We start from the raw sequence: 24,725 nt of genomic DNA on the forward strand, positions 1-24,725 counted from the left end.
CCCGTCAGGCAATGAAGATCAATTGTGGGAGGGGGCTTGCTCCCTCCCACAGTTTTAACTGCATTCCAATCAGGCAGGTTGCAGTTTTTGCTCAAACACCGAAACGCCATCGAGATCGCGCAAAATGACGGTCAACTCCCCCGTCTGCCCATCAATCTGCACTTCACCAAAAAACTGAAAGCCAGCAAACGGCGAGGTGTTTTGCGCAGGCGGCGCTTTCTCGAACACCACTTGCGGGCCAAAGGTTTTATCCAACGGATTCGGCCCGAAGCTGCCGGCATTCAGCGGCCCTGCCACAAACTCCCAAAACGGCTCGAAATCCTGGAACGCCGCCCGGTCCGGGTGGTAGTGGTGCGCCGCGCAGTAGTGCACATCGGCCGTCAGCCACACATGGTTGCGCACCTTCTGCGCACGCAGAAAGCCAAGCAGTTCGGCAATCTCCAGCTCACGCCCTTGCGCCGGGCCGGGGTCGCCATTGGCGATGGCTTCCCAACGCGCCACGCCGGGGCTGACTTCACCGTCGGGCACGCCCAGGCCAATCGGCATGTCGGCGGCGATCACCTTCCATTGCGCCTGCGACGCCTTGAGTTCGCGCTTGAGCCAGTCCAGTTGCTGGCGACCGAGGAAGGGTTTTTCGCCGCCCAGGTTGTCATCATTCGGCCCACGATAGCTGCGCATATCCAGCACGAACACGTCCAGCAGCGGCCCGTAACTGAGCTTGCGATAAATACGCCCGCCGCCGTCGGCACTCTGGCGGCGCATCGGTGAATATTCCAGCCAGGCCTGCCGCGCACGGCCGACCAGGGTATTGATATCGCGGGTCTGGTAACGCTCATCCAGTTGCTTGCTGGAGGACCAGTTATTGATCACCTCATGATCGTCCCACTGCCAGATCTGCGGCACTTGGGCATTGAAGCGGCGCACGTTTTCATCCAGCAGGTTGTAGCGGTAATTGCCGCGATACTCATCGAGGGTTTCCGCCACTTTGCTCTTGGCCTCGGTGGTGATGTTGCGCCAGATACGTCCGCCTTCGGTGGTCAACTGCGCGGGCACCGGGCCGTCGGCGTAGATGGTGTCGCCGCTGTGGATAAAAAAGTCTGGCAGGCGCAGGCGCATGGCTTCGTAGATACGCATACCGCCAATCTCCGGGTTGATGCCGAAGCCTTGGCCAACGGTGTCGCCGCTCCATACAAAGCGGATATCGCGACGCTGTTGCGGCTCGCTGCGCAAGTGACCGAACCAGGGCTCGCTGGCGACGCCGGTCTGGGCGTCTTCGAAGTGAACACGGTAGAAGATCGACTGATCGACCGGCAAACCGGTGAGCTCGACACGGGCAGTAAAGTCGCTGCGGCTGTCGGCCAGCGGGGAAACCAATCGGCGGGGGTTGCTGAACACACTGCGCGTATCCCACTCCACCACCATCTTCGCGGGGCGGTCGCTGCGGCTCCAGATCATCGCACGGTCGCCGAGCAGGTCGCCCGATTGCACGCCATCCGTGAGTTGCGGCCGGTCCTTCACCGAAGCGATCACTGCCGGGGCCAGGCCCGGCAACAACAGGCCGGCGCCCACGGCTTGCATAACGCGGCGGCGACCGAGATCGAAGTGGCTCATGCAGGTGCCCTCTTGAGTATCAAAAGGGCCACTTAAGCATGATGGGATGAAGCGAAGATGACACCGGCCTTACAAACAATGGAGATCCAAATATGGGAGGGGGCTTGCTCCCTCCCACATTCTGAATCCCATCAGCCCCTGGCAGCAGTGACCGTCAGCTCCACGGCTTCCGGTCGCTTGAGCAGCGCATACACCAACCCCGTCAACACACTGCCCGCCACAATCGCCAGCAAGTACAACAACGCGTGGTTCATCGCATTCGGAATCACCAGCACAAACAACCCGCCATGGGGCGCGGCCAACTTGCAGCCGAAGTACATCGACAGCGCACCGGTCAGCGCGCCACCGGCGATGCTGGCCGGGATCACGCGCAGCGGGTCTTTGGCCGCGAACGGGATCGCGCCTTCGGAGATAAAGCACAGGCCCAGGATCATCGCGGCCTTGCCGGCTTCGCGTTCAGTCTGGGCGAACTTGCGCCGAGCCAATAACGTAGCGATACCCATGCCAATCGGCGGCACCATGCCGGCAGCCATGGTCGCGGCCATCGGTGCGCCGCTCGACGCCGCCAGCAGGCCGACAGAAAACGCATACGCCGCCTTGTTGATCGGCCCGCCCAAATCCACGCACATCATGCCGCCGAGCAAAATGCCCAGCAGCACTGCGTTGGTAGTGCCCATGGTGCTGAGAAAATCGGTGAGACCCGTCAGCAAACGTGCGACCGGCGGGCCCACCAGGTAGATCATCACCAAGCCGGTAAACAGGCTCGCCAGTAACGGGATGATCAGGATCGGCTTTAGCGCTTCCAGGCTCTGGGGCAATTGCACCGCACGGCTGATCAGCTTGACGCAGTAACCCGCGACGAAACCGGCCAGGATGCCGCCGATAAACCCAGCCCCCAGCGTCCCCGCCAGCAAGCCGCCGATCATGCCCGGCGCCAGGCCAGGACGGTCGGCGATCGAGTAGGCGATGTAGCCCGCCAGCAGCGGTACCATCAGCAGGAATGCCTGGTCACCGACGCTTTTCAGCGCCGCTGCCAAGGTGCCCGGCTGTTCGAAAGCATGGATGCCGAACACAAATGACAAGGCGATCAATAAGCCCCCCGCCACCACCATCGGCAACATGTACGACACGCCAGTGAGCAGGTGCTTGTAGACCCCGGTTTTCTCCGACTTGGCCGGCGCGCCACTGCCGGCGTTTTCCACCGCGCCTTCAGCCAGGGCTTTGTTAAGGATGGCTTCGGATTGCTTGAGGGCGATACCGGTGCCACAGCGGTAAATTTTCTTGCCGGCAAAACGCTCGGTGGCAACTTCAATATCCGCCGCCAGCAACACCACGTCGGCCTCGGCGATGGCTTGCGGGCTCAGCGGTGTGCGGGCGCCGACCGAGCCTTGAGTCTCGACCTGCAAGTCGTAGCCCAAGCGCTTGGCGGTCTGCTGCAAAGCTTCGGCGGCCATGAAGGTGTGGGCCACCCCGGTCGGGCACGCAGTAATCGCGACGATACGCGGCGCATTCTTCGCCGATACCGGGGCGTCACTGGCGACATACACCTGGGCCTCTTCAGCGCCCCGGCGCAATACGCCTTCGACATCTGCCAGCGCCTGGGCCGGTGTGGTCTGAAACACGCGCTTGCCGACAAAACGCTGCATATCCACCGGCGTGCTGCTGACCAGCAGTACCCACTCGGCATCATCGATCGTGGCTTGGGACAACTGACGTTCCGGGCGCTGCACATCAACGACCTCGACACTGGTGTGCAAGCCCATGCGCTGGGCGGCGGCGTCCAACAAGCGGGCGCACAGCACACTGGTGACCATGCCGTTGGGGCAGGCGGTAACAATGGCTAACTTCATCACAAACCCTCTTATTGTTCTGTCAGCGCGCGTACATCGACGCCGCTTTCCAGGCGCACCAACTGCGCGTCATCGCTGATGCCAAAACCGATCTGCGTGACGGCCATCGCGGCAATCGCCGTGGCGCGGCGCAAGGTGTGCTCAGGCGTATCGCCGCTGAGCAAACCGTGAAGCATCCCGGCCAGCAGCGAGTCGCCAGCGCCCACGGTACTGGCCACCGTCACCTTGGGCGGCGTGGCGTGTAGCGCTGCGCCTGGGCAATACCAGGTCACACCCGCGGCACCGTCGGAGACCACCACATGCTCGACGCCTTGCTGATGCAGTCGGCTGATCGCATCGGTGGCATTATCCAGGGCCTCTGCCAGCTCTTCGGTATTGGGTTTGACCAGCCACGGGCCAGCCTGCAAACCAGCGCGCAACGCTTCACCACTGGTGTCCAGGGCGACTTTCAAACCGAGGTCTTTCAACTGACCCAACAGTGCTTGAAACCACTGCGGGCTGACGCCGCGCGGCAAGCTACCGGCCACCACCACCGCATCGAATTGCGCACCCTTCTTCGCGATCATCTCAAGCAGCGCTGTTTGCGCCGCTTCACTCACCAGCGGCCCCGGCGCATTGATATCGGTGACACGTCCGTCCTGTTCGGCAATCTTGATATTGCTGCGGGTTTCGCCCGGCACGCGGACGAACGCATCGCCAAACCCGCGGCTGGCGATCAGCGCGTCGAAAGCCTGAGGGTTCGCGTCACCGAGAAACCCTCCAACGCTGACGTAATGGCCCAGGTCCGCCAGCACCTGCGCCACATTCACGCCCTTGCCCGCCGCGTGGGTGAGCATCGCTTCACTGCGATTGACCTCACCAGGTTGCAGGTGCGCCAGGCGTACCGTGAGGTCCAACGCCGGGTTCAGCGTCAGAGTCAGAATATTCGCCATCTACACGGCCTCCACTAGGGCACGCACTTCGGCAGGCGAGCCCACCGCCAGTGCTTGTTGCGCCAGGCCCTGGGCCTCGCTCAGACTGAATTCGCGCACCCGCGCCTTCACTTCAGCAATGCTGCGGGCCGACACGCTCAACTCATCCACCCCCAGACCCACCAGCACCGGCACCGCCAGCGAGTCTGCCGCCAACTCGCCGCACACGCCGACCCATTTGCCATGGGCATGGGCGGCGCGCACGGTGATGTCGATCAGTTGCAAGACCGCTGGGTGCAAGCCATCGGCCTGGGCCGACAGGGTCGGGTGGCCGCGGTCGATGGCCAGGGTGTACTGGGTCAGGTCGTTGGTGCCGACGCTGAAGAAGTCGACTTCCTTGGCCAGTACCGGCGCCAGCAAGGCGGCTGACGGCACTTCGATCATGATGCCCAGTTGCAAATCGGCGACCGGGATTTCCAGGCGCAGGCGCTCGGTCATGTCGCGGGCGGCGCGCCATTCATCCACGCTGCCGACCATGGGGAACATGATGCGCAGCGGCCGGTTATCCGCCGAGCGCAGCAGTGCCCGCAATTGCGCTTCCATGATCTGCGGGCGTTGCAAGGTCAGGCGAATGCCGCGCACGCCAAGAAAGGGGTTTTCTTCCTGGGCGATGGGCCAATAGGGCAAGGGCTTGTCGCCGCCTACATCGAGGGTGCGCACCACCAGCGGGCGACCGCCGAGCCCATCGAAAACGCGGCGGTACTCGGCTTCCTGGGTAGCCTCGTCCGGCGCCTGAGGGTGGGCCATGAAAATCAGTTCGGTGCGCAGCAGGCCAATGCCTTCGGCGCCCTGCTCCACCGCACTCGCCACACCGGCGCTTTCACCGATATTGGCGAACACTTCCACGGCGTGACCGTCACGGGTCAGCGCCGGCTCGTGGCGTTGAGCCGAGGCAGCTTGCAAGCGTTGTTCGCGGGTGTCGCGCTCCACGGTGGCGCGTTGCAGGGTGGCGGCGTCCGGGTCGACATGCAGGCGACCGCGCTGGCCGTCGAGCAGCAGTGGCGTACCGGCGCTCAGCAGCAGCACCGCAGCACCAGCACCGACCAAGGCGGGAATCCCCAGGGCGCGCGCGACGATGGCGCTGTGAGCGGTGGCACCACCGCGGGCAGTCAGAATGCCAGCTACGCGGGCCGGGTCCAGGCGCGCAACGTCCGAGGGGCCGACTTCATCCATCACCAGAATGTAGGGCTCGCTGGGTTCCTGGACGGTTTCGACGCCGCACAACTGCGCCAGCACGCGACGGCCGATGTCACGCAGGTCAGCGGCGCGCTCGGCCAGCAAGGCGTCCTGCAAGGCTTCCTGCTGCTTGGCGGCGGCTTCGATCACGCTCATCCACGCAGCTTCCGCGCTTTCGCCCTGCTTGAGGCGGGTATCGACTTCGTCGGTCAGTTCCGGGTCGTCGAGCATCTCCTGATGGGTAATGAAAATCTCGCGGATGGCCTTGGCCTGGCTACGCTCGATCAGGCCCTGGATATCCTTACGCACATCGCCCAGGGCGGTGTGCAGGCGCTGGCGTTCGATGGCGGCAGACTCACCGCGCAGGGGGTAATCGAACAGCTGTGGAATCTGGATATGCGCCGGGCCGATGGCGATGCCCGGCGCGGCGGCGATGGCCTGGATCTGGCTGCCGCTCGATGGCGCGCTGAGCACCGGCTCGATATCCACAGGAGCAGGCTGGGCGCTCAGGGTCGGCAATGGTTCGACCTCCTCGCCAAGGCCCTCCTCTACCGCGGCCAACAGTGCAGGCAGTGCATCGCCGGCAATCGTCGGCTCGGCGACAAACTCCAGCACCTGGCCACGACGCGCACCGAGGCTGAGCAACTTGCTCAAACTTTTGACCGATACCGCGCCCACCGGTCCATCAACGATGCGCACGCGGATATCGCCGTCAAAACTTTTCGCCAGTTGCGCAAGGATCTTGGCCGGACGGGCGTGCAGGCCGTGGGCGTTGGCCAGGCTGATGCGGGCGCTGGGCCAGTCCGGTGGCAATTCGCCGCCCAGCACTTCAAGCACCGCACGGCTGCTGGTGGCACGCCCCAATTCCTGGCCGCGCCCTTCAATCAACAGGGCACACAAGCGTTCAAGCAAGGTTTGGTGGGCTTCGCCCAGGCTCGCCAGGCAGAACAGGCCGTGCAGCGGCTGGCCGAGGTAGCGCATGGGTTTGTCCGGCGTGACAAACGCCAGGCCCGGACGCTTGACTGTCTGTTCACTGTGCAACCACCACAGGCCATCGCCCAGGGGCAACGCGTCGACCTGTTGCAACACCGCAGCAAAACCATTGCTCACGCAGTCGGCCTGGCGCAGCAGGCGCGCCCCCCTCCATACCAACTCTTCAAAATCATCGGCAGACACGCCCAGGCTGATCATCTGCGCATCCAGCGCCAGTTCCTGGGGCGCACCTTGCAACAGCTTCAACAACGCTTCGGCGCTGCCGGCACGGCGCAACGCCTGGCCGAGGTCGGTTTCACCGAGGGCACGGGTCAGCAGTTGCAACAAGCGCAAGTGTTCGTCGGATTTGGCGGCGATGCCAATCGCCAGGTAGACGATCTGGCCATCGCCCCAGTCCACCCCTTCGGGGAACTGCAGCAGGCGCACACCCGTGGTGAACACCTGGTCGCGGGTCTCTGGCGTACCGTGGGGAATGGCGATGCCCTGGCCGAGAAAGGTCGAACCCTGGGCTTCACGGGCTTGCAGGCCGCTCAGATACCCCTCGGCAACCAGGCCATCGGCCACCAGTTTGTCAGCGAGCAGGTGCAAGGCAGCAGATTTATCCACAGCCACCTGGCCCATGGATATCTGCTCTACAGTGAGCTCAAGCATGCCGTTCTCCTAGTTAGTGCGATGTGCGCACTAGGTATTGTTTTGAATAAATCAGCGCGGGACGTTCAAAAATAACTGACTGAGTGGTCAATTGGCAGTAGCCACTCAGCGGCGAACATCGTAAAAATACGCTTGCTGAAACGTTTAATCTAGAATTTATGGCAGATTACGCGTTAATTGCGCAAGCTTGAAGCACCACTCGGCACCTGTCGTGGGACATTGGTCGTGGGCTGGAATCGGTTACGATTGGACAAAATGTCGGGGCACGCTCTAAAAAACAAGGAAATCCCGGTTTGAAACTCAGTGATATTGCACGTCTGGCCGGTGTGTCCGTGACCACCGCCAGCTATGTCATCAATGGCAAGGCCGAACAGCAGCGCATCAGCAACGCAACCGTTGAGCGTGTGCGTGCCGTGGTCCAGGCCCATGGTTTTACCCCCAACCCTCAAGCCGCCGGGCTGCGCAGCCGGCATACGCGCACCCTGGGGTTCATCCTGCCAGACCTGGAAAACCCCAGCTACGCACGCATTGCCAAACTGTTGGAGCAAGGCGCCCGGGCACGGGGCTATCAGTTGCTGATTGCCAGCTCCGATGACGAAGCCGACAGCGAACGCCAACTGCTGCAACTGTTCCGTGCGCGGCGTTGCGATGCGTTGTTCGTCGCCAGTTGCCTGCCGGCCAGCGATGACAGCTATCGAGACTTGCAAGCCAAGGGGTTGCCGGTGATTGCCATCGACCGGGTGATGGAGCCTGACCAGTTCTGCTCAGTGGTCAGCGATGATCACCAGGCCTGTCAGCAACTCACCAGCAGCCTGCTACAACCGCTGCCCAAGCAAATCGCGCTGATCGGCGCACGTCCCGAGCTGAGCATCAGCCAGGAACGTACTGCGGGTTTTCGTGAAGCGCTGCAAGACTTCACCGGCGAAGTGATCATCGAACAGGGCGAAGCCTTCAGCCGTGACTGTGGCCGACAGCTGATGGAGCAACTGCTGCAGCGCCTGGGGCATTTGCCTGACGCGCTGGTGACTACCTCCTACGTGCTGCTGCAAGGCGTGTTCGATGCGCTGCATGACTTCCCGCTCCGGTCGCGGCCGCTACGCCTGGGCACCTTTGGCGACACCCAACTGTTGGACTTCCTGCCGCTGCCAGTCAACGCCATGGCCCAGCAACATCAACTGATCGCCGAGACAGCTCTGCGCCTGGCCCTGGCGGCCATCGAAGAAGAACAGTACCAACCGGGTGTGCATGCGATTGGCCGCACGTTCAAGCAGCGCATTCACGAGGTCTGAACGTGGAGCTGATCGACACCCACACCCACCTGGACTTTGCGGACTTCGATCACGACCGCCCGCAAGTCCTCGCCCATAGCCGTGAACTCGGGGTACGGCGTCTGGTGGTACTGGGGGTGTATCAGAAAAACTGGCAGCGGCTGTGGGATCTGGTGCAGCAGGACGACGGTTTGTTCGCTGCCTTTGGTTTGCACCCGGTGTATCTCGATGAGCATCGCCCTGCCGACCTGCTGGAGCTGGGTGACTGGTTGACGCGCTTGCACGGCCATCGGCAACTCTGCGCCGTGGGCGAAATCGGTCTGGATTACTTCCTTGAGCACCTGGATCGCGAGCGCCAGCAAAGCCTGTTCGAAGCCCAGCTGAAACTCGCGGCGGATTTCCAACTCCCCGCCTTGCTGCATGTACGCCGCAGCCACGCCGTCGTGATTGCCACGCTCAAGCGCATCCGTCTACCGAGGGGCGGGATCATTCATGCGTTCGCCGGCAGCATTGAAGAGGCCCGCGAGTACATCAAACTGGGCTTCAAACTCGGTCTGGGCGGCGCCGCCACTTGGCCCCAGGCCCTGCGCATGCACAAGGTACTGGCACAATTGCCTCTTGAAGCCGTGGTACTGGAAACCGATTCGCCGGACATGGCCCCGGCCATGTATCCCAACCAGCGCAATTGCCCGCAACACCTGCCGGATATCTGCACCGCCCTGGCTGAGCGTATGGGCATCAGCCCTTTATTGCTGGGTGAGACGAGCACACGCAATGCGTGCGAGCTGTTCAACTGGTAGCGGGCTGATGACCTGCAAGTTCAAGGTCATCCTTTGCCGATAACGGGCGTAGCGCACGACCAGCAGATAAATCAACACCGCGACCAGCGAAATGTTCAGCTGCCCGATCACGCTGAGCAGCCCCAACCACTCTGCGAACAACGCCATCAGCAAGGTCGCGCACGTCAGCATGATCATGCCGGGCCGCACCAGCGCCCACTGGTCCAGGGCGCGAAACTGACGCAACTGCTTGTGGCAGCACAACTGCAGGCCCGAGTGGCAGTACGCACAGTCAAACGGTACTTCCATGGCGATGGCGTTCAGTTGCCAAGGCTTGAGTTCAAACGTCATGTTGCACTGGGCACAATGCCCTTTGATGCCGATTGCAGCGGCCATCGTCGTATCCCCTCGTGACCGTGACTGATGAAACAAATTCTCACCCATTCACGTCGCGATAAAACACAGCCCGGCAAATCAGGACAAATGCCACGTGATTCATGGCCCAGTCCCACAGAAAGTTCTTACACCCGAAACGCACCAATCAATTGCTTCAGCTCAATGACCTGCGCCGACAACTGCCGGCTGGCCGCTTCGGTCTGTTGGGCGCCTTGTGCTGCATGTTCACCGGCGCGGTTGATTTGGACAATATTCTGGTCGATGTCGTGAGCGACCGCCGTTTGCTGCTCCACGGCAGCGGCGATCTGCTGGTTCTGGTCAACAATCATGCCTACGGCACCGAGGATATTTTCCAGGGCGTGCTGGACCTTTTCCGACTGCCCTACCGTGCCACTCGCCATTTCATGGCTACTGCCCATCGCCTTTACCGCTGCGCCGACGCCGCTGTGCAAGCGGCTGATCATTTGTTCAATTTCTCCGGTGGAATGCTGGGTACGCCGGGCCAGGGTGCGCACCTCATCGGCCACTACGGCAAAACCGCGTCCTTGCTCACCGGCACGCGCAGCTTCGATGGCCGCGTTGAGCGCCAGCAAATTGGTTTGCTCGGCGATGCTCTTGATCACCTCCAATACGCTGCTGATGGACTGGCTATCGGCCGCCAACTGATTGATCACCCGCACCGACTCATCGATCTCCAAAGCCAGGCGTGCGATGCCGCTTTGTTGAGATTGCACCAGCGCCCGTCCGCTGACGGTTTCATCATTGACACTCTGTGCACTGTTGACCGCCGCCGCCGCGCTGCGCGCCACCTCCTGTGCGGTGGCAGACATCTGGTTCATCGCCGTTGCCACTTGTTCGATCTGGCTGCGCTGGCCGGATACCGCCTGGTTACTCTGTGCCGAAATCGTCTGCACCTGGCTGGCCTGCAACTCGACCTGGCTGACCGTATGCCCGACGCGCTCAATCAGGTCGTGGATCTTGGCCACGGTGCCATTGAATACTTGGCCCAGGTCTCCCAGCTCGTCGCGGCTGTGGGCGACGAAAGTGACCGTCATGTCACCGGCCGCGACGTTGTCCATCATCGCCCCCAGGCTGCGCAAGGTAGTGCGAGTGGAGACAAAGAAACCTGCATACAAGTAGAAGATCAGCGCAAATACCGCCACCAGGGCCGCGACCAGCAACACCATGTGCAGGCGGTTTTGCGTCAGACGCTGCTCCAGTTGCTGGCCGATGAACGCTAAGGTGGCGTCATCGAGTTGATAGGTCTTGGCCATCAGTTGACTGACGCCGTCGTAAAAACCTTGCCAAGGTGTATCCAGGGTCTCGGCCATCACTACCTGTTCTTCGAACAACTCACTGCCTTGCTTGAGGCTGGCCTGGCTGGCTTGCGCCAAGCTATCGAGTGCTGCATGCGCGGCGTTGCTGGCGCCCAGCGCGTCCTGCAGCTTCAAGCCGTATTCGCCCTGGAGCTTTTCCACCTGCTGCAGTAACTCGTCAAAGCGCGTACTGGAGGAGGAATTGATAAAGCCCTGGCCCAGGGAATACGCGCCCATCGCGCGGCCCTCACCGAGTAGTTGGGTGACCTGTGGGGTGACCGCAGTGACCAGGTCGCTGAGTTGGCGCAGGTCACTCTGCGCATCACGGCTCAAGCCGGCTTGGCTGGCGATGATTTGGCTGAGCATCTGGGCCTGGTTGAGTAACTTGCCGATCAACGCCGCTTTGTTGAGCAACGAGGTTTCCTGTTGCTGCACCTTGAACGCGGCGATCAGCTCGTCGCGCTTGTTTTCAAAAACCTCGACTTGCTCGGGCTGCGTCGCCATGGCGTGCAACCCCTGCAACCGCTCCAGCACACCTTGCTCCAGGGCAGTGATCTGCGCTTCAAGATCAGCCGCCTTGCCGGACTGCCCGAGAATGACGTTGATCTGCACCTGGTTGTTGAGCGTTTCCAACTCACGACGCAATGCCAGGCTGCTGCCAAGCAGGTCGAGACTTTGCAGTTCGATACGGGTGCCCTGGAATTCGCGCCACGAGTCACGCACCAGGTAATAGTTGGTCGCCAGCATCGGCAGCAGGAACAGCACGCTGATCAGGCTGAACTTCATGCCGAAGCTCAGGCGGTTCATCAGCGCGACGGCAGGATAGAGCAAGCTCATCACAGGTGATCTCCCCTTCTTTTATTGTTATTGAGGCGCAGGGCGGCGGCAGATAGCCACTATTTGGCGCTCTGTCTGTATAGCTCAATTCGAAGGGAAGTTTTGTAACGTAAGGTTAACGGCAGATCCGGAGAGCACATGTAGGAGGGCTTGCCCCCGTAGCCACGATGCGAAGCGAGCCGCTCTTGATCTTGATCTGCTTTTGATCTTGATCTTAAGCGCCCCGTCAAACCACGCTGGCCGGAATTCGACAGGGATTTGGGGGGTAAACCGGCAGGGATGCCGGTTTAGCCGCCCCGCGCCATGGATGGCGCGTGGCGGCGGCCCCCCAAATCACTGGCGGATTACGGGCACACCGAGCCTGGGCGAGGTGCCGAGTGGTGGGGCAAGAGCCCTTTGGTTACTTTGGGGCTCTTTTCCAAAGTGACCCGCTGTAAAAGCGGAACCAACCGTGGCCGTTACCGCAGGAATGGATATGTACTCGGTCTGATCCAGCCCCCTGGTCGGCCCGGAGGCCGCCATCGGGAGCAAGCCCCCTCCCACAAGAGGTGTAGATCCCGGTGGTCATCGGGGGCAAGCCCACCTCCCACAGTACTCAGGGCAATACAGTCCAAATGGCAAACCCGGCATACCACAACACCGCCGCACGCAGCAGCAGCTCCCACAACCGATCCAGGCTATTGATGCCGTCAGCCCCCACCACTGGAGGAGGGATTTCAGCCGCGGCCAGCCCGACCTTTTCCATCAACTGCGCCGCGCTGATGTCCCAGCTCAGCAGTTCGTGGAGCATCACCCGACTGACCCCGACAAAGTTGCCCACCAAAGCAAAGCTCGCCGCCAACAGGCGTACCGGCAACCAGTCAAACGCGTGACGCAACTGCGCGGCACGTTCGGCCACCAAGGGGTTCTGGCTATGTTCGCTGGCCAGCGCCAACAGCCGGTAGGCCAAAGCCGCCACCGGGCCCAGCAGGAAATACCAGAAAATCACCGCAAAAAAGCTCTGGTACGCCTGCCACAACAGATAGCCCTGGACCCGCTCCAGCAATTGCTCGCCACTGTCGGCGCCAAGCTTCAGGTCGCGCTCGGCCACATGCTCGGCGGCTTGCAGGTCACCACGCCGCCAGGCATCACGGAATGGCCCCAGCCCTGCCAATAAATCACCACGGCCCAGGCTATAGATCACCACCAGCATGTGCACAGGTAACGCCAACAGGCCATAGGCCACCGGCTCCAGTACCAACAACAACAGCGCCAGCAACGCTACCGGCAGCAGCACCAGTAGCGTCAGGATCAGCCAGGGTCGCTTGTCCATGCGCGGGCTCGACTCCAGCTTGGCCAGCTCACGCAGCCATCCACCGTCGCGCTGCAACCGCAGGCGCAAGGCCGAGAACTTCTCGATCCACACCGCCAGCACCAACACCAGGAAACTCATTGTTCGTGTCCTCCATCCTGCAGGGCGCCGAGAAAGCGCGCCCAATCAAAAGCGGGGCCCGGGTCAGTCTTGCGCCCCGGGGCGATATCGCTGTGACCACAAATACGTTGGCGAGTGATCTCTGGGTAAGCCTTGAGCAACTGGCGCGTCAGCTCGGTCAGCGCCGCGTACTGGGCATCGGTGAACGGCAGTTCGTCTGTGCCTTCCAGTTCGATCCCCAGCGAGAAATCATTGCACACCTCGCGCCCCTCGAAGCTGGAAATACCGGCGTGCCAGGCCCGGTCCCGGCACGAGACAAATTGCGTCACAGTGCCGTCACGTTCAATCAGAAAATGCGCAGACACGCGTAGGTGGTCGATACCGGCAAAGTAGGGATGCTCTGAAACATCCAGACGATTCTGAAAAAACTCTTGCACCTTGCCCGTGGCGAACTGCGCTGGAGGCAAGCTGATGTTATGCACCACCAACAGCGAGATTTCGCCTTCAGGGCGCTCGTTGAAATTGGGCGACGGGCAATGACGGATGCCCTGGCACCAACCGCTGGCGGGGTCCAACTGCATACAGGCTCCTGAAATGAGACGAGGTGTTACCAGTATGCCGCGTTCCACCCTGCGGTTGCGATCACTTGCCGCGTTTGAGTTGACGCAGGTCGCCCATCACCGCAGCCAGCGCACGCTCGAACAAAAGGCCATCATCCAGCGTGCGCAGCACACCACGCTTGAACGCATGGGCTAATTGGTCGGTAGTTTTTTCCAGAACCTTGAGCCCGGTGCGGCTGACGAAAATACAGGTATTGGTAGGCGGCATGATTGCCGTCAACTTGCAGCGCAGGGTGTTTTCCTGATCGTGCTGAAACGCTACCCAGGCGCCGATCTGCAACTGCCTGGCCTTGAGCAGGTCGGGGTCATCATCGGGCAGCGGCGCAACGACGGACGGCGCACCGGTGCCAAGCGTGAAGGACTCACGGACTTCGACCAGCACTTCGGCGCCGTCGCCCCCGCGACACTGAACATGCATGGTCTGCAACCGCCGGAAAAATTCACGGGTGCTGAAAGAGTCGAACGCCGCAGCGGCCAAACCGTCACGCAGCGCCTTGAGCAACGCGGGTAGTTGCTCAAGCAAATGCCGGCCCGCTTCGGTGTCTTCCCGCAGGCCGACGCTCCAGATCAACTCATCGAGGGTGCGCAGCGCTGCCTGCCATTGCAGCGACTGTCCGCCATGCTTGAGCATGGCCAATAGCAACACCTGGCTCCAGGCTTGCTGGAGGAATTGCACCACAAACTGCGGCAGAACCTTGCCCGCCAGCCTTCGATCAAGCACCTGCGCCACACGTTGGCGGGCAGCCTCGGTATGCAGGCGCTCCTGCTCGGCCTCTCGGGTATGGCGCTCAAGCAACTCGCTGCGCCTGGATTCATCAGCGGTAAACGCGCTGAATTGGGTCAGTAGCTGGGAGAAAATCGCCGGGTCTTCAACAAATTCATTCAATAAACGCTGCACGACCTGCTCGACACACAGGTACAGAGTATCGCGGGAGGCGTCTTCGGGCGGGTTCCAGCCCATGACGGCGCCCGCGATGTCATTGAGCAAGCGTCGCGCCGGATGGCGCGTGCAACTGAACAGGCTCTTGTCCAGCACGGCGACTTTCAGCAAGGGGATCTGCAAACGGGCGATCAGGCCCTTGAACGCGTCCGGCACGCTGCTATCACCGAGTATGAACGCGAACAGCATAGCGAACAGATTGATTACATCTTCGTCAGCATCTTCCAGGACCCGCGACTTGCCACTCTTGACGCTGACTCGGGTGAGCAGCTGTTCAAGCTGGTTACGCAGGTCGAAATCGTCTTCAGCCTCGGGCTCGGGGACGTACTGCTGCAAATGCGACAGTAGGCGTAGCAGATCACGGGTGGCAATGGGTTGCGGCTCGGCACTGGCTTCGAGGGTCGGCGCCACGCTGCCACGCACGGCTTGCAGTAACTTCTGCAATGCGCTGAACGCTTGCTGGCCGCTTTGATCGAGCGGCGGGTCGACGATCGGCTGGCTGGCGCGTTGGTGTTCCCGGCTGGCGCGCCCGCCGGGACGACGGGATGGCACGGCCTTGAGTTCAGGCAGTACACCAACGGCGACCAGCAGTTGATTGGCTTCGCCATACAACAGGTCCGCGTCACTGAGCACGTATTTTTCAAAGAGCTTGAGCATGATCAGTTTGACGCGGATTTCCACCCCCAGACTGCGCCCTGCCTGCAGGAAAAACTCACAGAGCAGTGCCGGACCCAGTGGGTTGGTATGGTCATCCAGTCGCCGGCCCAGCAATCGGCTCATGCGCGCGCTTAACTGTCCCAGGGCCAAGCCATCACGATGTCGCACCCGACCGAGCATCGCCTCAAGGGCTACGGCTTTTTCCATATCGTCGGCACTGGTACCGGATACCGCTTCGTAGGACACCACCGGCACCAGGTGCAGATCGCCGCTTCCGGCCTGGCCCAGATTGGCGAAGGCGACAAACAGCTGCTCCATGAACACGCGTTCGAAGTTCTTGCGCTTGAGGCGCAGGTCGCGCATTGCTTCGAAAAAAATATGATGGTCGACGGTGCTTCGGGCCTTGTCAGCCATTTCGAACAGGGTGTCGTCGGCGTTATCGAACAGTTCCTGCAAACCCTGCTGCAATTGTTGCGCGGCCTTGTCACGCACCTGCAGCAACACCACCGGCAGGCGCGCGAGCGGCGATGGCGTGGCCTGTGCCCTGTTGATAGGCACCACCTTTCCGTCATTGTGCATCCTGGCCTCCTGAAACGGCGGTGTTGAGAGGGGCAAAGAACGGGGCAGGCACGGCAGTGCGCTGCAAATAAACCGGCTACCACCTCGACGTCAAAGCTATGACGCCAATTGAAAGGCGCGAGATTATCTTGCAAATGAGGGGGGTTGCGCCAGCAAACTCTGCCTTTACGCTGTAAATGAGCGGCGCGCTGGGTTCGAACGCACGCAGCCCCTATAATCCAGGCACTTTGTTTGTGGAGCCTGTTATGCCGAACCTCCGTCTTGCCGACCTCACCGCCGAAATCGAAGCCAACGTGCGCCGCGCACTGCTGGAAGACATCGGCAGTGGCGATATCACCGCGCAGTTGATCCCCGCCGAACGGCTGGCCAAGGCCACGATCATTACCCGCGAAGCGGCTGTTATTGCCGGTACGGCCTGGGTGGATGCGGTATTTCGCCAACTGGACCCACGGGTCGCCGTGCATTGGCAGGTGGCCGACGGTGAACGTGTGAGCCCCAACCAGGCGCTGTTCCACCTTGAAGGCCCGGCACGCTCGCTGCTCACAGGTGAACGCAGTGCGCTGAATTTTTTGCAGATGCTGTCAGGTGTAGCCACCCGAGCGCAGTTCCTCGCGGACTTTGTCGCCAGCACCCAGGTCAAGCTGCTGGACACCCGCAAGACATTACCGGGCCTGCGCCTGGCGCAAAAATACGCGATCACCTGTGGCGGTTGCCACAATCACCGCATCGGGCTGTATGACGCGTTCCTGATCAAGGAAAACCATATTGCCGCCTGCGGTGGCATTGCCCAGGCGATTACGGCCGCCCACAAGATCGCCCCAGGCAAGCCGGTGGAAATCGAAGTGGAAAACCTGGATGAGTTGCGCGAAGCCCTGGCGGCGGGAGCCGACATCATCATGCTCGATGAACTGAGCCTGGTAGACATGCGCGAGGCCGTGCGCTTGAACGCCGGCAAGGCCAAGCTGGAAGCCAGCGGCGGGATCAATGAAAGTACCCTGCTGCCTATCGCTGAAACCGGTGTGGACTTCATCTCCATCGGCGCGATGACCAAGGATGTGAAGGCAGTGGATCTGTCGATGCGCCTCAGTATCTGAGTAGTTGCCAGCTGCAAGCTGCAAGAAGGCTGCGAGACAACTTGCCGCTTGCAGCTTGAAACTCGCGGCTGCTTTTAAACTACAAGATTATTCATCTCGCAGTACTCTTCCCATTCGACGCCCAGCACCTCGGCCGCCTCTTTATGCAAGGCCAACCGCGCAGCTTCGAACTCTTCCGGTGTCGAGGTGTACTTGAGGGTCAACTCCCAAGGCTGGAGGCTCTGGCTCTCTGCCTCGTCCTCGAATGCCCACTGAATCTGATCGCGCTGGTCGTCAGCGCTCAGGTCCTTGATCTCTTCTTTAAGCTGCGGCGACTCCTCAAGGTATTGCTTGAGTGCTTCTTCGTGACGCGCTTGCTGGGTTATCTCAGTCGTGGTCATGTCGTTCTCTTGGATCGAGGAATGGGGATGCATCTGGGTCATCAAGGTTGCGCAGATACAAAAGAGCGAGCACGAATGCCGACTCGTCTGGCCTTCAGAACCATTCTGGGATCATCTGAAAACATTGCCTTTGAAGCAGTGGTGCGCTTTTGCCCGAGACAGGAATCGAACCTGCGACCTTCGCGTTACGAGTGCGCTGCTCTACCGGCTGAGCTACACGGGCGGTGGGCTAAAGCTAGCACTGCATTGGTCATGCAGCAACTGACTCGCTCACCGCCCGGCGCCATCACGCGCCGTTGGCAGAGCAGCCCTTGGCAACGTACTGCGGATCCGCTGTAGTAGCACAGGTCCATCCGCTGGTTGCGTTGCGGGTCAAGGTGATGGTCTTGCCGAGCACGGGCGCTGGCGCATCGAGGATTTCACAGCTGATGGAGCCGGCGCCCGAGGCTACATCTCCTGTCACGTCGATCTTGCAATTGGCAGTGGGGCTGTTGCCACCGATCAACGACACAGTGGGCACAGTGCCCTGGTTGATGACGTCTTCATAACCGGCCTTCAACGCGCTGATTTCAGCCAGCCCCGCCGTAAACTTGGCCTTGGCCTGGTGCTTGGTGTACATGGGCAAACCGATCGTGGCCAAAATGCCGATGATTGCCACAACGATCAACAACTCGATCAAGGTAAAGCCTTTTTGACGCATCTCTTTCACTCTCCAGAATAAAACCATGACAAGGCGCGTCCTGCGCCCCGAAGTGTGCAACGGCGCCAGTGTACCCACCACCACGAAGCCCATCGCCTGCAAGACGCACATTCTGACACTTTATCCCATAACACCAGCCGCCCCGAATCCGCCACCTGACTACGCTATAAATTCTTCACTGCCGGGTGCGCAAACCGATATGAACGACACGTCAACGATCTATGCCTGGGAAGGCATCAACCGCAAAGGACGCAGGGTGACCGGGCAAACCGCTGGCGACAGCCTTGCGCTGATCAAGGCACAACTGCGCCAGCAAGGGATCTGCCCCGAGCGTGTGCGCAAGAGGCCTCGATCACGTTCGGCTTTCACCCCGCGAATCCTGCCAGCCCATATCGCCCTGTTTACCCGACAGTTGGCGACCTTGCTCAAAGCCGGGATCCCGCTGCTGCAAGCCTTCGACATCATCAGTGAGGGTTTTGAAAACCAGCAGGTGCGTGAACTGGTCAAGGCGTTGAAACAACAGATCGCCAGCGGCAATAACCTGGCCGCAGCGCTACGCCTGCACCCGCGTTATTTCGATGACCTGTACTGCAACCTGGTAGCTGCCGGAGAACAGGCCGGGGCTCTGGAAACCCTGCTGGAGCGCGTGGCGATTCATCTGGAAAAAAGCCAACAGCTCAAAGCCAGGATCAAAAAAGCCATGACTTACCCTGTCGCAGTCCTGGTAGTCGCGACACTGGTCAGCACAGTGCTGTTGATACACGTCGTGCCTCAGTTCCAGCATCTGTTTGCCGGGGTCGACAGCCAACTGCCCGGGTTTACCCTGGGGGTCATTGCCCTGTCCGAGTTCTTGCAACAAGCGTGGTGGATACTCGTGCTGAGCCTGGCCGTGGGGGTGGGCGGGCTGCGCCACGCCTACCGCCGTTACCCTGGCTTTCGCCATTGGCTGCAAGCGAGTTTGTTGAAAGCGCCTCTGGCAGGCAAACTGCTGCAAAAAACCGCCGTCGCCCGCTACGCCCGCACGCTTTCGACCACATTTGCAGCGGGTGTCCCGCTGGTCCAGGCACTGGGCTCAGTAGCCGGAGCCGTCGGCAATGACCCCTTCAAACAGGCAATCGAACGTATGCGCCACGATGTATCCACAGGCATGCAGTTGAATCAATCCATGCACAGCTGCGGTTTGTTTCCCGGCATGGCGATCCAGATGACCGCCATTGGAGAGGAGTCCGGCACCCTGGACCGGATGCTGGAAAAAGTCGCGAACCACTACGAGTCGGACGTAGACACCCTGGTCGATAACCTCACCAGCCTGATGGAGCCGCTGATCATGGTTGTCCTGGGGGCCATTGTCGGCGCGCTGGTGATCGCGATGTACCTGCCGGTCTTTCAATTGGGTACGGCCTTTTGAGCCTGCTGCTGAGCGAGCAGCACTGGGCGTTTGCCTGCATGGCACTGGTGCTCGGCCTGATCATCGGCAGTTTCATCAACGTACTGGTCTGGCGCCTGCCCAAAATGCTCGAACGCGAATGGCGTGCCCAGGCCCATGAGGTCCTTGGCCTGCCAACCGAGCCCGCCGGTCCGGTGTACAACCTGATGCGCCCGAGCTCCTGCTGTCCGCGCTGCAACCAGCCGATTCGGCCCTGGGAAAATATCCCGCTGCTCAGCTTCCTGATGCTCAGGGGTCGTTGCGCCCATTGCCGTGAGCCCATCAGCGTCCGCTATCCCCTGACCGAAGTGACGTGCGCGCTGATCACCGCGGCCGTTGCCTGGCATTTCGGCTTCGGCTGGCAAGCCGCTGCGGTGATGTTGCTGAGCTGGGGCTTGCTGGCCATGAGCCTGATTGACCTGGACCACCAATTGCTGCCGGACGTGCTGGTCCTGCCGCTGCTCTGGCTGGGGCTGGTTATCAACAGCGCTGACCTGTTGGCGACACTGCCCGACGCACTGTGGGGCGCGGTCATTGGCTACATGAGCCTATGGAGCGTGTTCTGGTTGTTCAAGCTGGTCACCGGCAAGGATGGCATGGGCCATGGCGATTTCAAGTTATTGGCATTGCTGGGGGCCTGGGGTGGCTGGCAGATCCTGCCGATGACGTTGCTGATGGCCTCACTGATGGGCGTGTTTGCAGGGCTGATCCTGCTGCGTTTGCGCAAGGCCCAAACGTCGACGCCGATGCCCTTTGGGCCGTGCCTGGCAATTGCCGGCTGGATTGCATTGCTCTGGGGTGGTCAAATAACCGACTTCTATTTGCAGTCTGTCGGTTTCAGATGACCACTTCTGTCGCAACACCCTGGATTCTTGGCCTCACAGGCGGCATTGGCAGCGGCAAAAGCGCTGCGGCCGAGCACTTTATCGACCTGGGCATCGACCTGGTGGACGCCGATCATGCTGCCCGCTGGGTCGTCGAACCCGGGCGGCCGGCACTGGCGCGCATTGCCGAGCATTTCGGCGACGGCGTGCTGCAACCCGACGGCCAGCTGGATCGCGCCGCGCTGCGCAAACTGATCTTTGAGATACCGCAAGAACGTTTGTGGCTGGAAGCCTTGCTGCACCCGCTGATTGCCGAGGAAATTCGCAGCCACCTGGCACGCGCCCAGTCGCCTTACGCGATCCTGGTGTCACCGCTGCTGATCGAGTCCGGCCAATACAGCATGACCCAGCGCATCCTGGTGATCGACGTGCCGCAATCGCTGCAGATTCAGCGTACCCTGCAGCGCGATGGCATCAGCGAACAACAGGTGCAGGCGATTCTCAAGGCCCAATCGAGCCGCGAAGACCGCCTGAACCATGCCGATGACGTGCTGGTCAACGATAAGGACCTTGCCTGGCTGCACGGCGAGGTCGAGCGACTGCACCACTTTTACCTTACTTTGCGTGGAGGCCGATCATGAGCCAACCCTTGACCGTCGACTGCCCAACCTGCGGTGCACCCGTAGAATGGAAAGCGGAAAACCCTGACCGGCCGTTCTGCTCGGACCGTTGCAAACTCATTGACCTGGGTGCCTGGGCCGCCGAGGAACACAAGATTCCGGTGGCCCCGGATGCCGAAGACGAACTGTTTTCCGAAGACTTGCCGCCGCGCCACTAAGGCCGCATAAAGGCATACTCCTGCTGGTCGTCGAGGTTTTCTGCGAGGTATTGCAACTCGTCGGCCAGGTCTTCAAAACTGCGTACACCCTTGCTTTGCTGCACTACCGCACTGAGCATGGCGCGCAAGGTCAAGCCGGGGTCAAAACCGATTTCCTGCGCTGCGTCCTGGCTTCTGCGCAACTCCTGCCGTGCCCACTCGTACACACTCATGATCGGTGCTCTAGAAAAAATTTTGCAGAGCATGGGCCTGCGCCGTCGTGCGAGATTTGACCTGGATCAACGCCGTGAATCGTCGTCCTTCCAGGGGGCCGAGAGATAGCGAGTTCGGTTGAAGGTCTCCAGCCATTCCGGGCAAAACACCACCAGCGCGCTGATGACCATGCCGTTGATAAAGGCTTCGGGGAAGATGATCAGCCAGAGGTAACCTACAAAGTCCTCCAACCATTCCGGCATCGCAAAGCGGCCGTTCAACCACAACAGGCCCAGGCCAACCAACAGGCACAACAATGCCGACAGCGCCGCCGCAAAAAAACCGGAACAGAAGATATACACAAAGGGGTTTCGCGGTTGCGCCCGTTCGACCAACAGCGCGCAGCTTTCGGTGACCAGCACCGGCAGCCCGACCAGAAGCAGGCCGTTGACGCCAAGGGCGGCCAGATCCTGGCGCCCCAGCAGCATCAAGCCGAACTGTGCAGCAAACCCACCGACGATTGCCAGCGGCCAATCCAGCAGCAAGGTCACGGCGGTCATGCCGATAAAGTGGTACGAGACCCCGGTATCGAAATCCCGGCGCACCAGCCACAGCATAAACAACGCGAACACCGTACCGAACAGCAAATGCTGGCGCCGTCGGTCGGCGAACAATTCGACCCAAGGCGAGCGCAACGTCGCCCACATCACCACCGGCGCATATAACAGCCAGCCAATGCCGAGGGTCGATGGCGCCAGAACAGCTGCACTGATCACGGATGCACTTCCTTTATAAAAAGCCTCACCACACACCTCATCCTTGGGCCTGCTGCCAGGTGACCAGTCTACACCTGCGTTTTAAAGCAGGACTTCCTGTGGTCATCATTTGAACGCTAAGCTGGGAATATGGATGACTCAGATTATTTGCGCCTGCTCACCGTAGCAGCCGAACAAGCCAATGCGTTTCTGTCCAATGCCCGCAAATGGGAGCGTGAGCGTTGGGTCTGCCAGCGCCTGCTGCAGGGCTTGAATGTGCCCTACCGCGTCGAAGAGTTTCACGCTGCGGGCCAGGAGCCGCCGGATGTGTTGTTTCGCGACGCCAGTTTCGAGGTGTTTTTCGTGCTGGACGAGGGGCGCCGCCTGAACGACGAATGGCGCGATGAATTGCTGCGCAGGCGTAGCGCGTTCTCTTTGAGCCAACTGGTGCGGCGCGAAGCCAAGCCACGACGCATTCCCGCCCATGAGTTTTTGTTGCGCCTGGCACCGACACTGCGCAAAAAAGCACATAACTACAAAGAACGCGGCATGGACCTGGGGGAGCTGGACCTTATCGCTTTCACCAGCCTCAAACGCGAAGTGCTGGACCTCAACAGCCACTTTCCGCCGCCAACCGAATACCTGCGCCAGGGCTGGCGCTCACTGTCACTGGTGGGGCCAACCTTCGCGCGCGTACTGTTCGCACACCCGGACGCGCCGGACTTCTTGCGCAACAACCTGGGCCGCAGCATAGTGTTCGATGTGGGCATCAGCCTTTGAACCCTTGGCTGTAACGTGGCGCCCTTTTGCAACGTCTACCTGACGAGGCCTTTATGACCAGCCGCCTGAACCCCGATGACCAACAGCATGTCCAAGAGTACCTGCAACTCTCCCAGCACAGAGTCGAGCGCAAGCCTTTCCGGCCATGGCTGCTCCTTTGTGTGGTGCTGGTAGTGGTGATCGGGCTCGGCGTGCTGAGCCGCCTATTGAGTTACCTGACGCTATGAGCTGCCTGGCGCTCGCGGGGGTAACTGCTCCGATTTCTTTTAGCCTTGCGAGATATCCCCATGACCCATCGTATTATTATCGTCGGCGGCGGCGCCGGCGGCCTGGAGTTGGCTACCCGCCTGGGTAAGACTCTGGGCAAGCGCGGCAAGGCCAGCATCACGCTGGTGGACGCCAACCTGACTCACATCTGGAAGCCTCTGCTGCACGAAGTGGCTGCCGGCTCGCTGAATTCTTCGGAAGACGAACTCAATTATGTCGCCCAGGCAAAATGGAACCACTTCGAGTTCCAGCTTGGGCGCATGAGTGGGCTTGACCGTGAACAGAAGAAAATCCAGCTGGCCGCCACCCTCGATGAAGAAGGCCGCGAGCTGGTGCCCGCGCGCGTACTGGGCTATGACAGCCTGGTCATTGCCGTAGGCAGCACCACCAACGACTTCGGCACCGAGGGTGCGGCGCAGCATTGCCTGTTCCTCGATACCCGCAAGCAAGCCGAGCGCTTCCACCAACAACTGCTCAACCACTACCTGCGCGCCCATGCCGGGCAAACCGATGCCGTTGAACAAATCAGCGTGGCCATCGTCGGTGCCGGCGCCACCGGGGTGGAGCTGGCCGCCGAGCTGCATAACGCAGCCCATGAACTGGCTGCCTATGGCCTGGACCGCATCAAACCGGAAAACATGCATATCACCCTGATCGAAGCCGGCCCGCGGGTATTGCCTGCCCTGCCAGAGCGGATCGGCGGCCCAGTGCATAAAACCCTGGAAAAACTCGGGGTGACCGTGCTGACCAACTCGGCGGTCAGCGAAGTAACCGCCGACGCACTGATTACCAGCAGCGGCCAAGTGATTCCCGCCAGCCTCAAGGTATGGGCGGCCGGGATCCGCGCACCGGGTTTTCTCAAAGACATCGATGGCCTGGAAACCAACCGCATCAATCAGCTTCAGGTGCTGCAAACACTGCAAACCACTCGCGATGAAAACATCTTCGCCTTTGGCGATTGTGCCGCCTGCCCGCAACCGGGCACCGACCGCAATGTGCCCCCACGAGCCCAGGCCGCGCATCAGCAGGCTTCGTTGTTGGCCAAGTCGCTGAGATTGCGCATTGAAGGCAAGGATCTGCCGACCTACAAGTACACCGACTACGGCTCGCTGATCTCGCTGTCGCGGTTCTCGGCGGTAGGTAACCTGATGGGTAACCTGACTGGCAGCGTGATGCTGGAGGGCTGGTTGGCGCGGATGTTCTATGTGTCGCTGTACCGTATGCACCAGATGGCGCTGTACGGCTTCTTCCGCACGGCGATGCTGATGCTGGGCAGCAAGATTGGGCGAGGCACAGAACCGCGCCTCAAACTCCACTAACAACGCATAACACCTGTGGGAGGGGGCTTGCTCCCGATAGCGGTGTGTCAGTTAATGAATACTTAGCTGACCCACCGCTATCGGGAGCAAGCCCC

The 24,725-nt window shown here is 60.9% G+C and carries 23 protein-coding genes and 1 tRNA gene; 10 read left to right on the forward strand and 14 right to left on the reverse strand.

The genetic code is table 11. The annotated features are described in order from the left end of the window. Nucleotides 1-69 precede the first annotated feature (69 nt). The 4 genes from TK42_RS15915 to ptsP all read right to left on the reverse strand — a co-directional run bounded on the left by TK42_RS15915 (nt 70) and on the right by ptsP (nt 7,252). The gene (locus TK42_RS15915) at nt 70-1,611 is read right to left on the reverse strand and encodes an alkaline phosphatase (RefSeq protein WP_032877824.1); all 1,542 of its coding nucleotides are present in this window, start codon (nt 1,609-1,611) and stop codon (nt 70-72) included. Between the two features lie 131 nt (nt 1,612-1,742). After that, nucleotides 1,743-3,461 carry a PTS fructose-like transporter subunit IIB gene (locus TK42_RS15920; protein WP_032877825.1) on the reverse strand — a complete coding sequence of 573 codons (1,719 nt, stop codon included), beginning with the start codon at nt 3,459-3,461 and terminating at the stop codon, nt 1,743-1,745. Nucleotides 3,462-3,472: 11 nt separating this feature from the next. Then, nucleotides 3,473-4,393: a 1-phosphofructokinase gene (gene pfkB / locus TK42_RS15925; RefSeq protein WP_103734644.1), complete on the reverse strand. Its 921-nt coding sequence runs from the start codon at nt 4,391-4,393 to the stop codon at nt 3,473-3,475. Continuing rightward, complete coding sequence (ptsP, locus tag TK42_RS15930) at nt 4,394-7,252, reverse strand: phosphoenolpyruvate--protein phosphotransferase (RefSeq protein ID WP_103734645.1); 2,859 nt, start codon at nt 7,250-7,252, stop codon at nt 4,394-4,396. It abuts the gene before it with no gap. 293 nt (nt 7,253-7,545) lie between these two features. Here ptsP and cra point away from each other — a divergent pair, with 293 nt between their 5' ends. Both cra and TK42_RS15940 read left to right on the forward strand, forming a co-directional pair. After that, a complete protein-coding gene (gene cra, locus TK42_RS15935; protein ID WP_032877829.1) occupies nt 7,546-8,541 on the forward strand; it encodes a catabolite repressor/activator in 996 nt (331 codons plus the stop codon). A gap of 2 nt (nt 8,542-8,543) precedes the next feature. Further along, nucleotides 8,544-9,320, forward strand: coding sequence for a TatD family hydrolase (locus TK42_RS15940; RefSeq protein WP_032877831.1), 777 nt, complete (start codon nt 8,544-8,546; stop codon nt 9,318-9,320). Here the strand turns inward: TK42_RS15940 and TK42_RS15945 are convergent. From TK42_RS15945 to TK42_RS15970, 5 genes are all read right to left on the reverse strand, one after another. Continuing rightward, nucleotides 9,267-9,695, reverse strand: coding sequence for a hypothetical protein (locus TK42_RS15945; protein WP_032877832.1), 429 nt, complete (start codon nt 9,693-9,695; stop codon nt 9,267-9,269). The genes TK42_RS15940 and TK42_RS15945 overlap by 54 nt on opposite strands. A 125-nt stretch (nt 9,696-9,820) precedes the next feature. Continuing rightward, the gene (locus TK42_RS15950) at nt 9,821-11,851 is read right to left on the reverse strand and encodes a methyl-accepting chemotaxis protein (protein ID WP_103734646.1); all 2,031 of its coding nucleotides are present in this window, start codon (nt 11,849-11,851) and stop codon (nt 9,821-9,823) included. A gap of 592 nt (nt 11,852-12,443) precedes the next feature. After that, nucleotides 12,444-13,280, reverse strand: coding sequence for a regulatory signaling modulator protein AmpE (gene ampE / locus TK42_RS15960; RefSeq protein WP_078820267.1), 837 nt, complete (start codon nt 13,278-13,280; stop codon nt 12,444-12,446). Beyond that, complete coding sequence (ampD, locus tag TK42_RS15965) at nt 13,277-13,840, reverse strand: 1,6-anhydro-N-acetylmuramyl-L-alanine amidase AmpD (RefSeq protein ID WP_103734648.1); 564 nt, start codon at nt 13,838-13,840, stop codon at nt 13,277-13,279. The genes ampE and ampD overlap by 4 nt, the downstream gene beginning before the upstream one ends. Nucleotides 13,841-13,901: 61 nt before the next feature. Then, the gene (locus TK42_RS15970; protein WP_103734649.1) at nt 13,902-16,055 is read right to left on the reverse strand and encodes a DUF1631 domain-containing protein; all 2,154 of its coding nucleotides are present in this window, start codon (nt 16,053-16,055) and stop codon (nt 13,902-13,904) included. Nucleotides 16,056-16,300: 245 nt separating this feature from the next. Here TK42_RS15970 and nadC point away from each other — a divergent pair, with 245 nt between their 5' ends. Beyond that, nucleotides 16,301-17,149, forward strand: coding sequence for a carboxylating nicotinate-nucleotide diphosphorylase (gene nadC / locus TK42_RS15975; RefSeq protein WP_103734650.1), 849 nt, complete (start codon nt 16,301-16,303; stop codon nt 17,147-17,149). Between the two features lie 74 nt (nt 17,150-17,223). On the opposite strand, the gene TK42_RS15980 is transcribed toward nadC, so the two are convergent. The 3 genes from TK42_RS15980 to TK42_RS15990 all read right to left on the reverse strand — a co-directional run bounded on the left by TK42_RS15980 (nt 17,224) and on the right by TK42_RS15990 (nt 18,229). After that, nucleotides 17,224-17,529, reverse strand: a complete 306-nt coding sequence (locus TK42_RS15980; protein WP_032877840.1) for a DUF6388 family protein — start codon at nt 17,527-17,529, stop codon at nt 17,224-17,226. Nucleotides 17,530-17,679: 150 nt separating this feature from the next. Then, a tRNA-Thr gene (locus TK42_RS15985) sits at nt 17,680-17,752 on the reverse strand. Between the two features lie 63 nt (nt 17,753-17,815). Beyond that, a complete protein-coding gene (locus tag TK42_RS15990; RefSeq protein ID WP_005784685.1) occupies nt 17,816-18,229 on the reverse strand; it encodes a pilin in 414 nt (137 codons plus the stop codon). A 199-nt stretch (nt 18,230-18,428) separates the two neighbouring features. Between TK42_RS15990 and TK42_RS15995 the strand changes: the two genes are divergently transcribed. Genes TK42_RS15995 through yacG form a run of 4 tightly spaced genes read left to right on the forward strand, consistent with a single transcriptional unit; the run spans nt 18,429 to nt 21,317 of the window. Next, a complete protein-coding gene (locus tag TK42_RS15995) occupies nt 18,429-19,637 on the forward strand; it encodes a type II secretion system F family protein (protein WP_103734651.1) in 1,209 nt (402 codons plus the stop codon). Then, a complete protein-coding gene (locus TK42_RS16000; protein WP_103734652.1) occupies nt 19,634-20,500 on the forward strand; it encodes an A24 family peptidase in 867 nt (288 codons plus the stop codon). Before TK42_RS15995 ends, TK42_RS16000 begins: the two co-directional genes overlap by 4 nt. Further along, entirely contained in the window at nt 20,497-21,120 is a 624-nt protein-coding gene (coaE, locus tag TK42_RS16005) for a dephospho-CoA kinase (RefSeq protein WP_103734653.1), read from the forward strand. The genes TK42_RS16000 and coaE overlap by 4 nt, the downstream gene beginning before the upstream one ends. Next, the gene (gene yacG / locus TK42_RS16010) at nt 21,117-21,317 is read left to right on the forward strand and encodes a DNA gyrase inhibitor YacG (protein ID WP_103734654.1); all 201 of its coding nucleotides are present in this window, start codon (nt 21,117-21,119) and stop codon (nt 21,315-21,317) included. The genes coaE and yacG overlap by 4 nt, the downstream gene beginning before the upstream one ends. Here yacG and TK42_RS16015 read toward each other — a convergent pair. Next, complete coding sequence (locus TK42_RS16015) at nt 21,314-21,529, reverse strand: hypothetical protein (protein ID WP_003171680.1); 216 nt, start codon at nt 21,527-21,529, stop codon at nt 21,314-21,316. The genes yacG and TK42_RS16015 overlap by 4 nt on opposite strands. 66 nt (nt 21,530-21,595) lie before the next feature. Beyond that, nucleotides 21,596-22,285 (reverse strand): energy-coupling factor ABC transporter permease, encoded by a 690-nt coding sequence (locus TK42_RS16020; protein ID WP_032877845.1) that lies wholly within the window; start codon nt 22,283-22,285, stop codon nt 21,596-21,598. Between the two features lie 129 nt (nt 22,286-22,414). Between TK42_RS16020 and TK42_RS16025 the strand changes: the two genes are divergently transcribed. Genes TK42_RS16025 through TK42_RS16035 form a run of 3 tightly spaced genes read left to right on the forward strand, consistent with a single transcriptional unit; the run spans nt 22,415 to nt 24,630 of the window. Further along, nucleotides 22,415-23,044: a DUF1780 domain-containing protein gene (locus TK42_RS16025; RefSeq protein WP_003188431.1), complete on the forward strand. Its 630-nt coding sequence runs from the start codon at nt 22,415-22,417 to the stop codon at nt 23,042-23,044. A gap of 53 nt (nt 23,045-23,097) precedes the next feature. Continuing rightward, on the forward strand, nt 23,098-23,271 hold the full coding sequence (locus TK42_RS16030; RefSeq protein WP_005784671.1) for a DUF3094 family protein: 174 nt from the start codon (nt 23,098-23,100) through the stop codon (nt 23,269-23,271). A 60-nt stretch (nt 23,272-23,331) separates the two neighbouring features. Further along, nucleotides 23,332-24,630, forward strand: a complete 1,299-nt coding sequence (locus TK42_RS16035; protein ID WP_078820261.1) for an NAD(P)/FAD-dependent oxidoreductase — start codon at nt 23,332-23,334, stop codon at nt 24,628-24,630. Nucleotides 24,631-24,725 lie beyond the last annotated feature (95 nt).

Source organism: Pseudomonas sp. GZJR-8 (assembly GCF_002916705.1).
Taxonomy (GTDB): domain Bacteria; phylum Pseudomonadota; class Gammaproteobacteria; order Pseudomonadales; family Pseudomonadaceae; genus Aquipseudomonas; species Aquipseudomonas synxantha_A.

Bases quoted from the DNA above. Each gene is read 5' to 3' on its own strand.
- pfkB (WP_103734644.1), bottom strand. From the start codon at position 4,393: ATGGCGAATATTCTGACTCTGACGCTGAACCCGGCGTTGGACCTCACG.
- TK42_RS15915 (WP_032877824.1), bottom strand. From the start codon at position 1,611: ATGAGCCACTTCGATCTCGGTCGCCGCCGCGTTATGCAAGCCGTGGGC.
- TK42_RS15990 (WP_005784685.1), bottom strand. From the start codon at position 18,229: ATGCGTCAAAAAGGCTTTACCTTGATCGAGTTGTTGATCGTTGTGGCA.
- nadC (WP_103734650.1), top strand. From the start codon at position 16,301: ATGCCGAACCTCCGTCTTGCCGACCTCACCGCCGAAATCGAAGCCAAC.
- TK42_RS15970 (WP_103734649.1), bottom strand. From the start codon at position 16,055: ATGCACAATGACGGAAAGGTGGTGCCTATCAACAGGGCACAGGCCACG.
- coaE (WP_103734653.1), top strand. From the start codon at position 20,497: ATGACCACTTCTGTCGCAACACCCTGGATTCTTGGCCTCACAGGCGGC.
- ampE (WP_078820267.1), bottom strand. From the start codon at position 13,280: ATGAGTTTCCTGGTGTTGGTGCTGGCGGTGTGGATCGAGAAGTTCTCG.
- TK42_RS16030 (WP_005784671.1), top strand. From the start codon at position 23,098: ATGACCAGCCGCCTGAACCCCGATGACCAACAGCATGTCCAAGAGTAC.
- TK42_RS15980 (WP_032877840.1), bottom strand. From the start codon at position 17,529: ATGACCACGACTGAGATAACCCAGCAAGCGCGTCACGAAGAAGCACTC.
- TK42_RS15920 (WP_032877825.1), bottom strand. From the start codon at position 3,461: ATGAAGTTAGCCATTGTTACCGCCTGCCCCAACGGCATGGTCACCAGT.
- ampD (WP_103734648.1), bottom strand. From the start codon at position 13,840: ATGCAGTTGGACCCCGCCAGCGGTTGGTGCCAGGGCATCCGTCATTGC.
- yacG (WP_103734654.1), top strand. From the start codon at position 21,117: ATGAGCCAACCCTTGACCGTCGACTGCCCAACCTGCGGTGCACCCGTA.
- TK42_RS16025 (WP_003188431.1), top strand. From the start codon at position 22,415: ATGGATGACTCAGATTATTTGCGCCTGCTCACCGTAGCAGCCGAACAA.
- ptsP (WP_103734645.1), bottom strand. From the start codon at position 7,252: ATGCTTGAGCTCACTGTAGAGCAGATATCCATGGGCCAGGTGGCTGTG.
- TK42_RS15945 (WP_032877832.1), bottom strand. From the start codon at position 9,695: ATGGCCGCTGCAATCGGCATCAAAGGGCATTGTGCCCAGTGCAACATG.
- TK42_RS15995 (WP_103734651.1), top strand. From the start codon at position 18,429: ATGAACGACACGTCAACGATCTATGCCTGGGAAGGCATCAACCGCAAA.
- TK42_RS16015 (WP_003171680.1), bottom strand. From the start codon at position 21,529: ATGAGTGTGTACGAGTGGGCACGGCAGGAGTTGCGCAGAAGCCAGGAC.
- TK42_RS16035 (WP_078820261.1), top strand. From the start codon at position 23,332: ATGACCCATCGTATTATTATCGTCGGCGGCGGCGCCGGCGGCCTGGAG.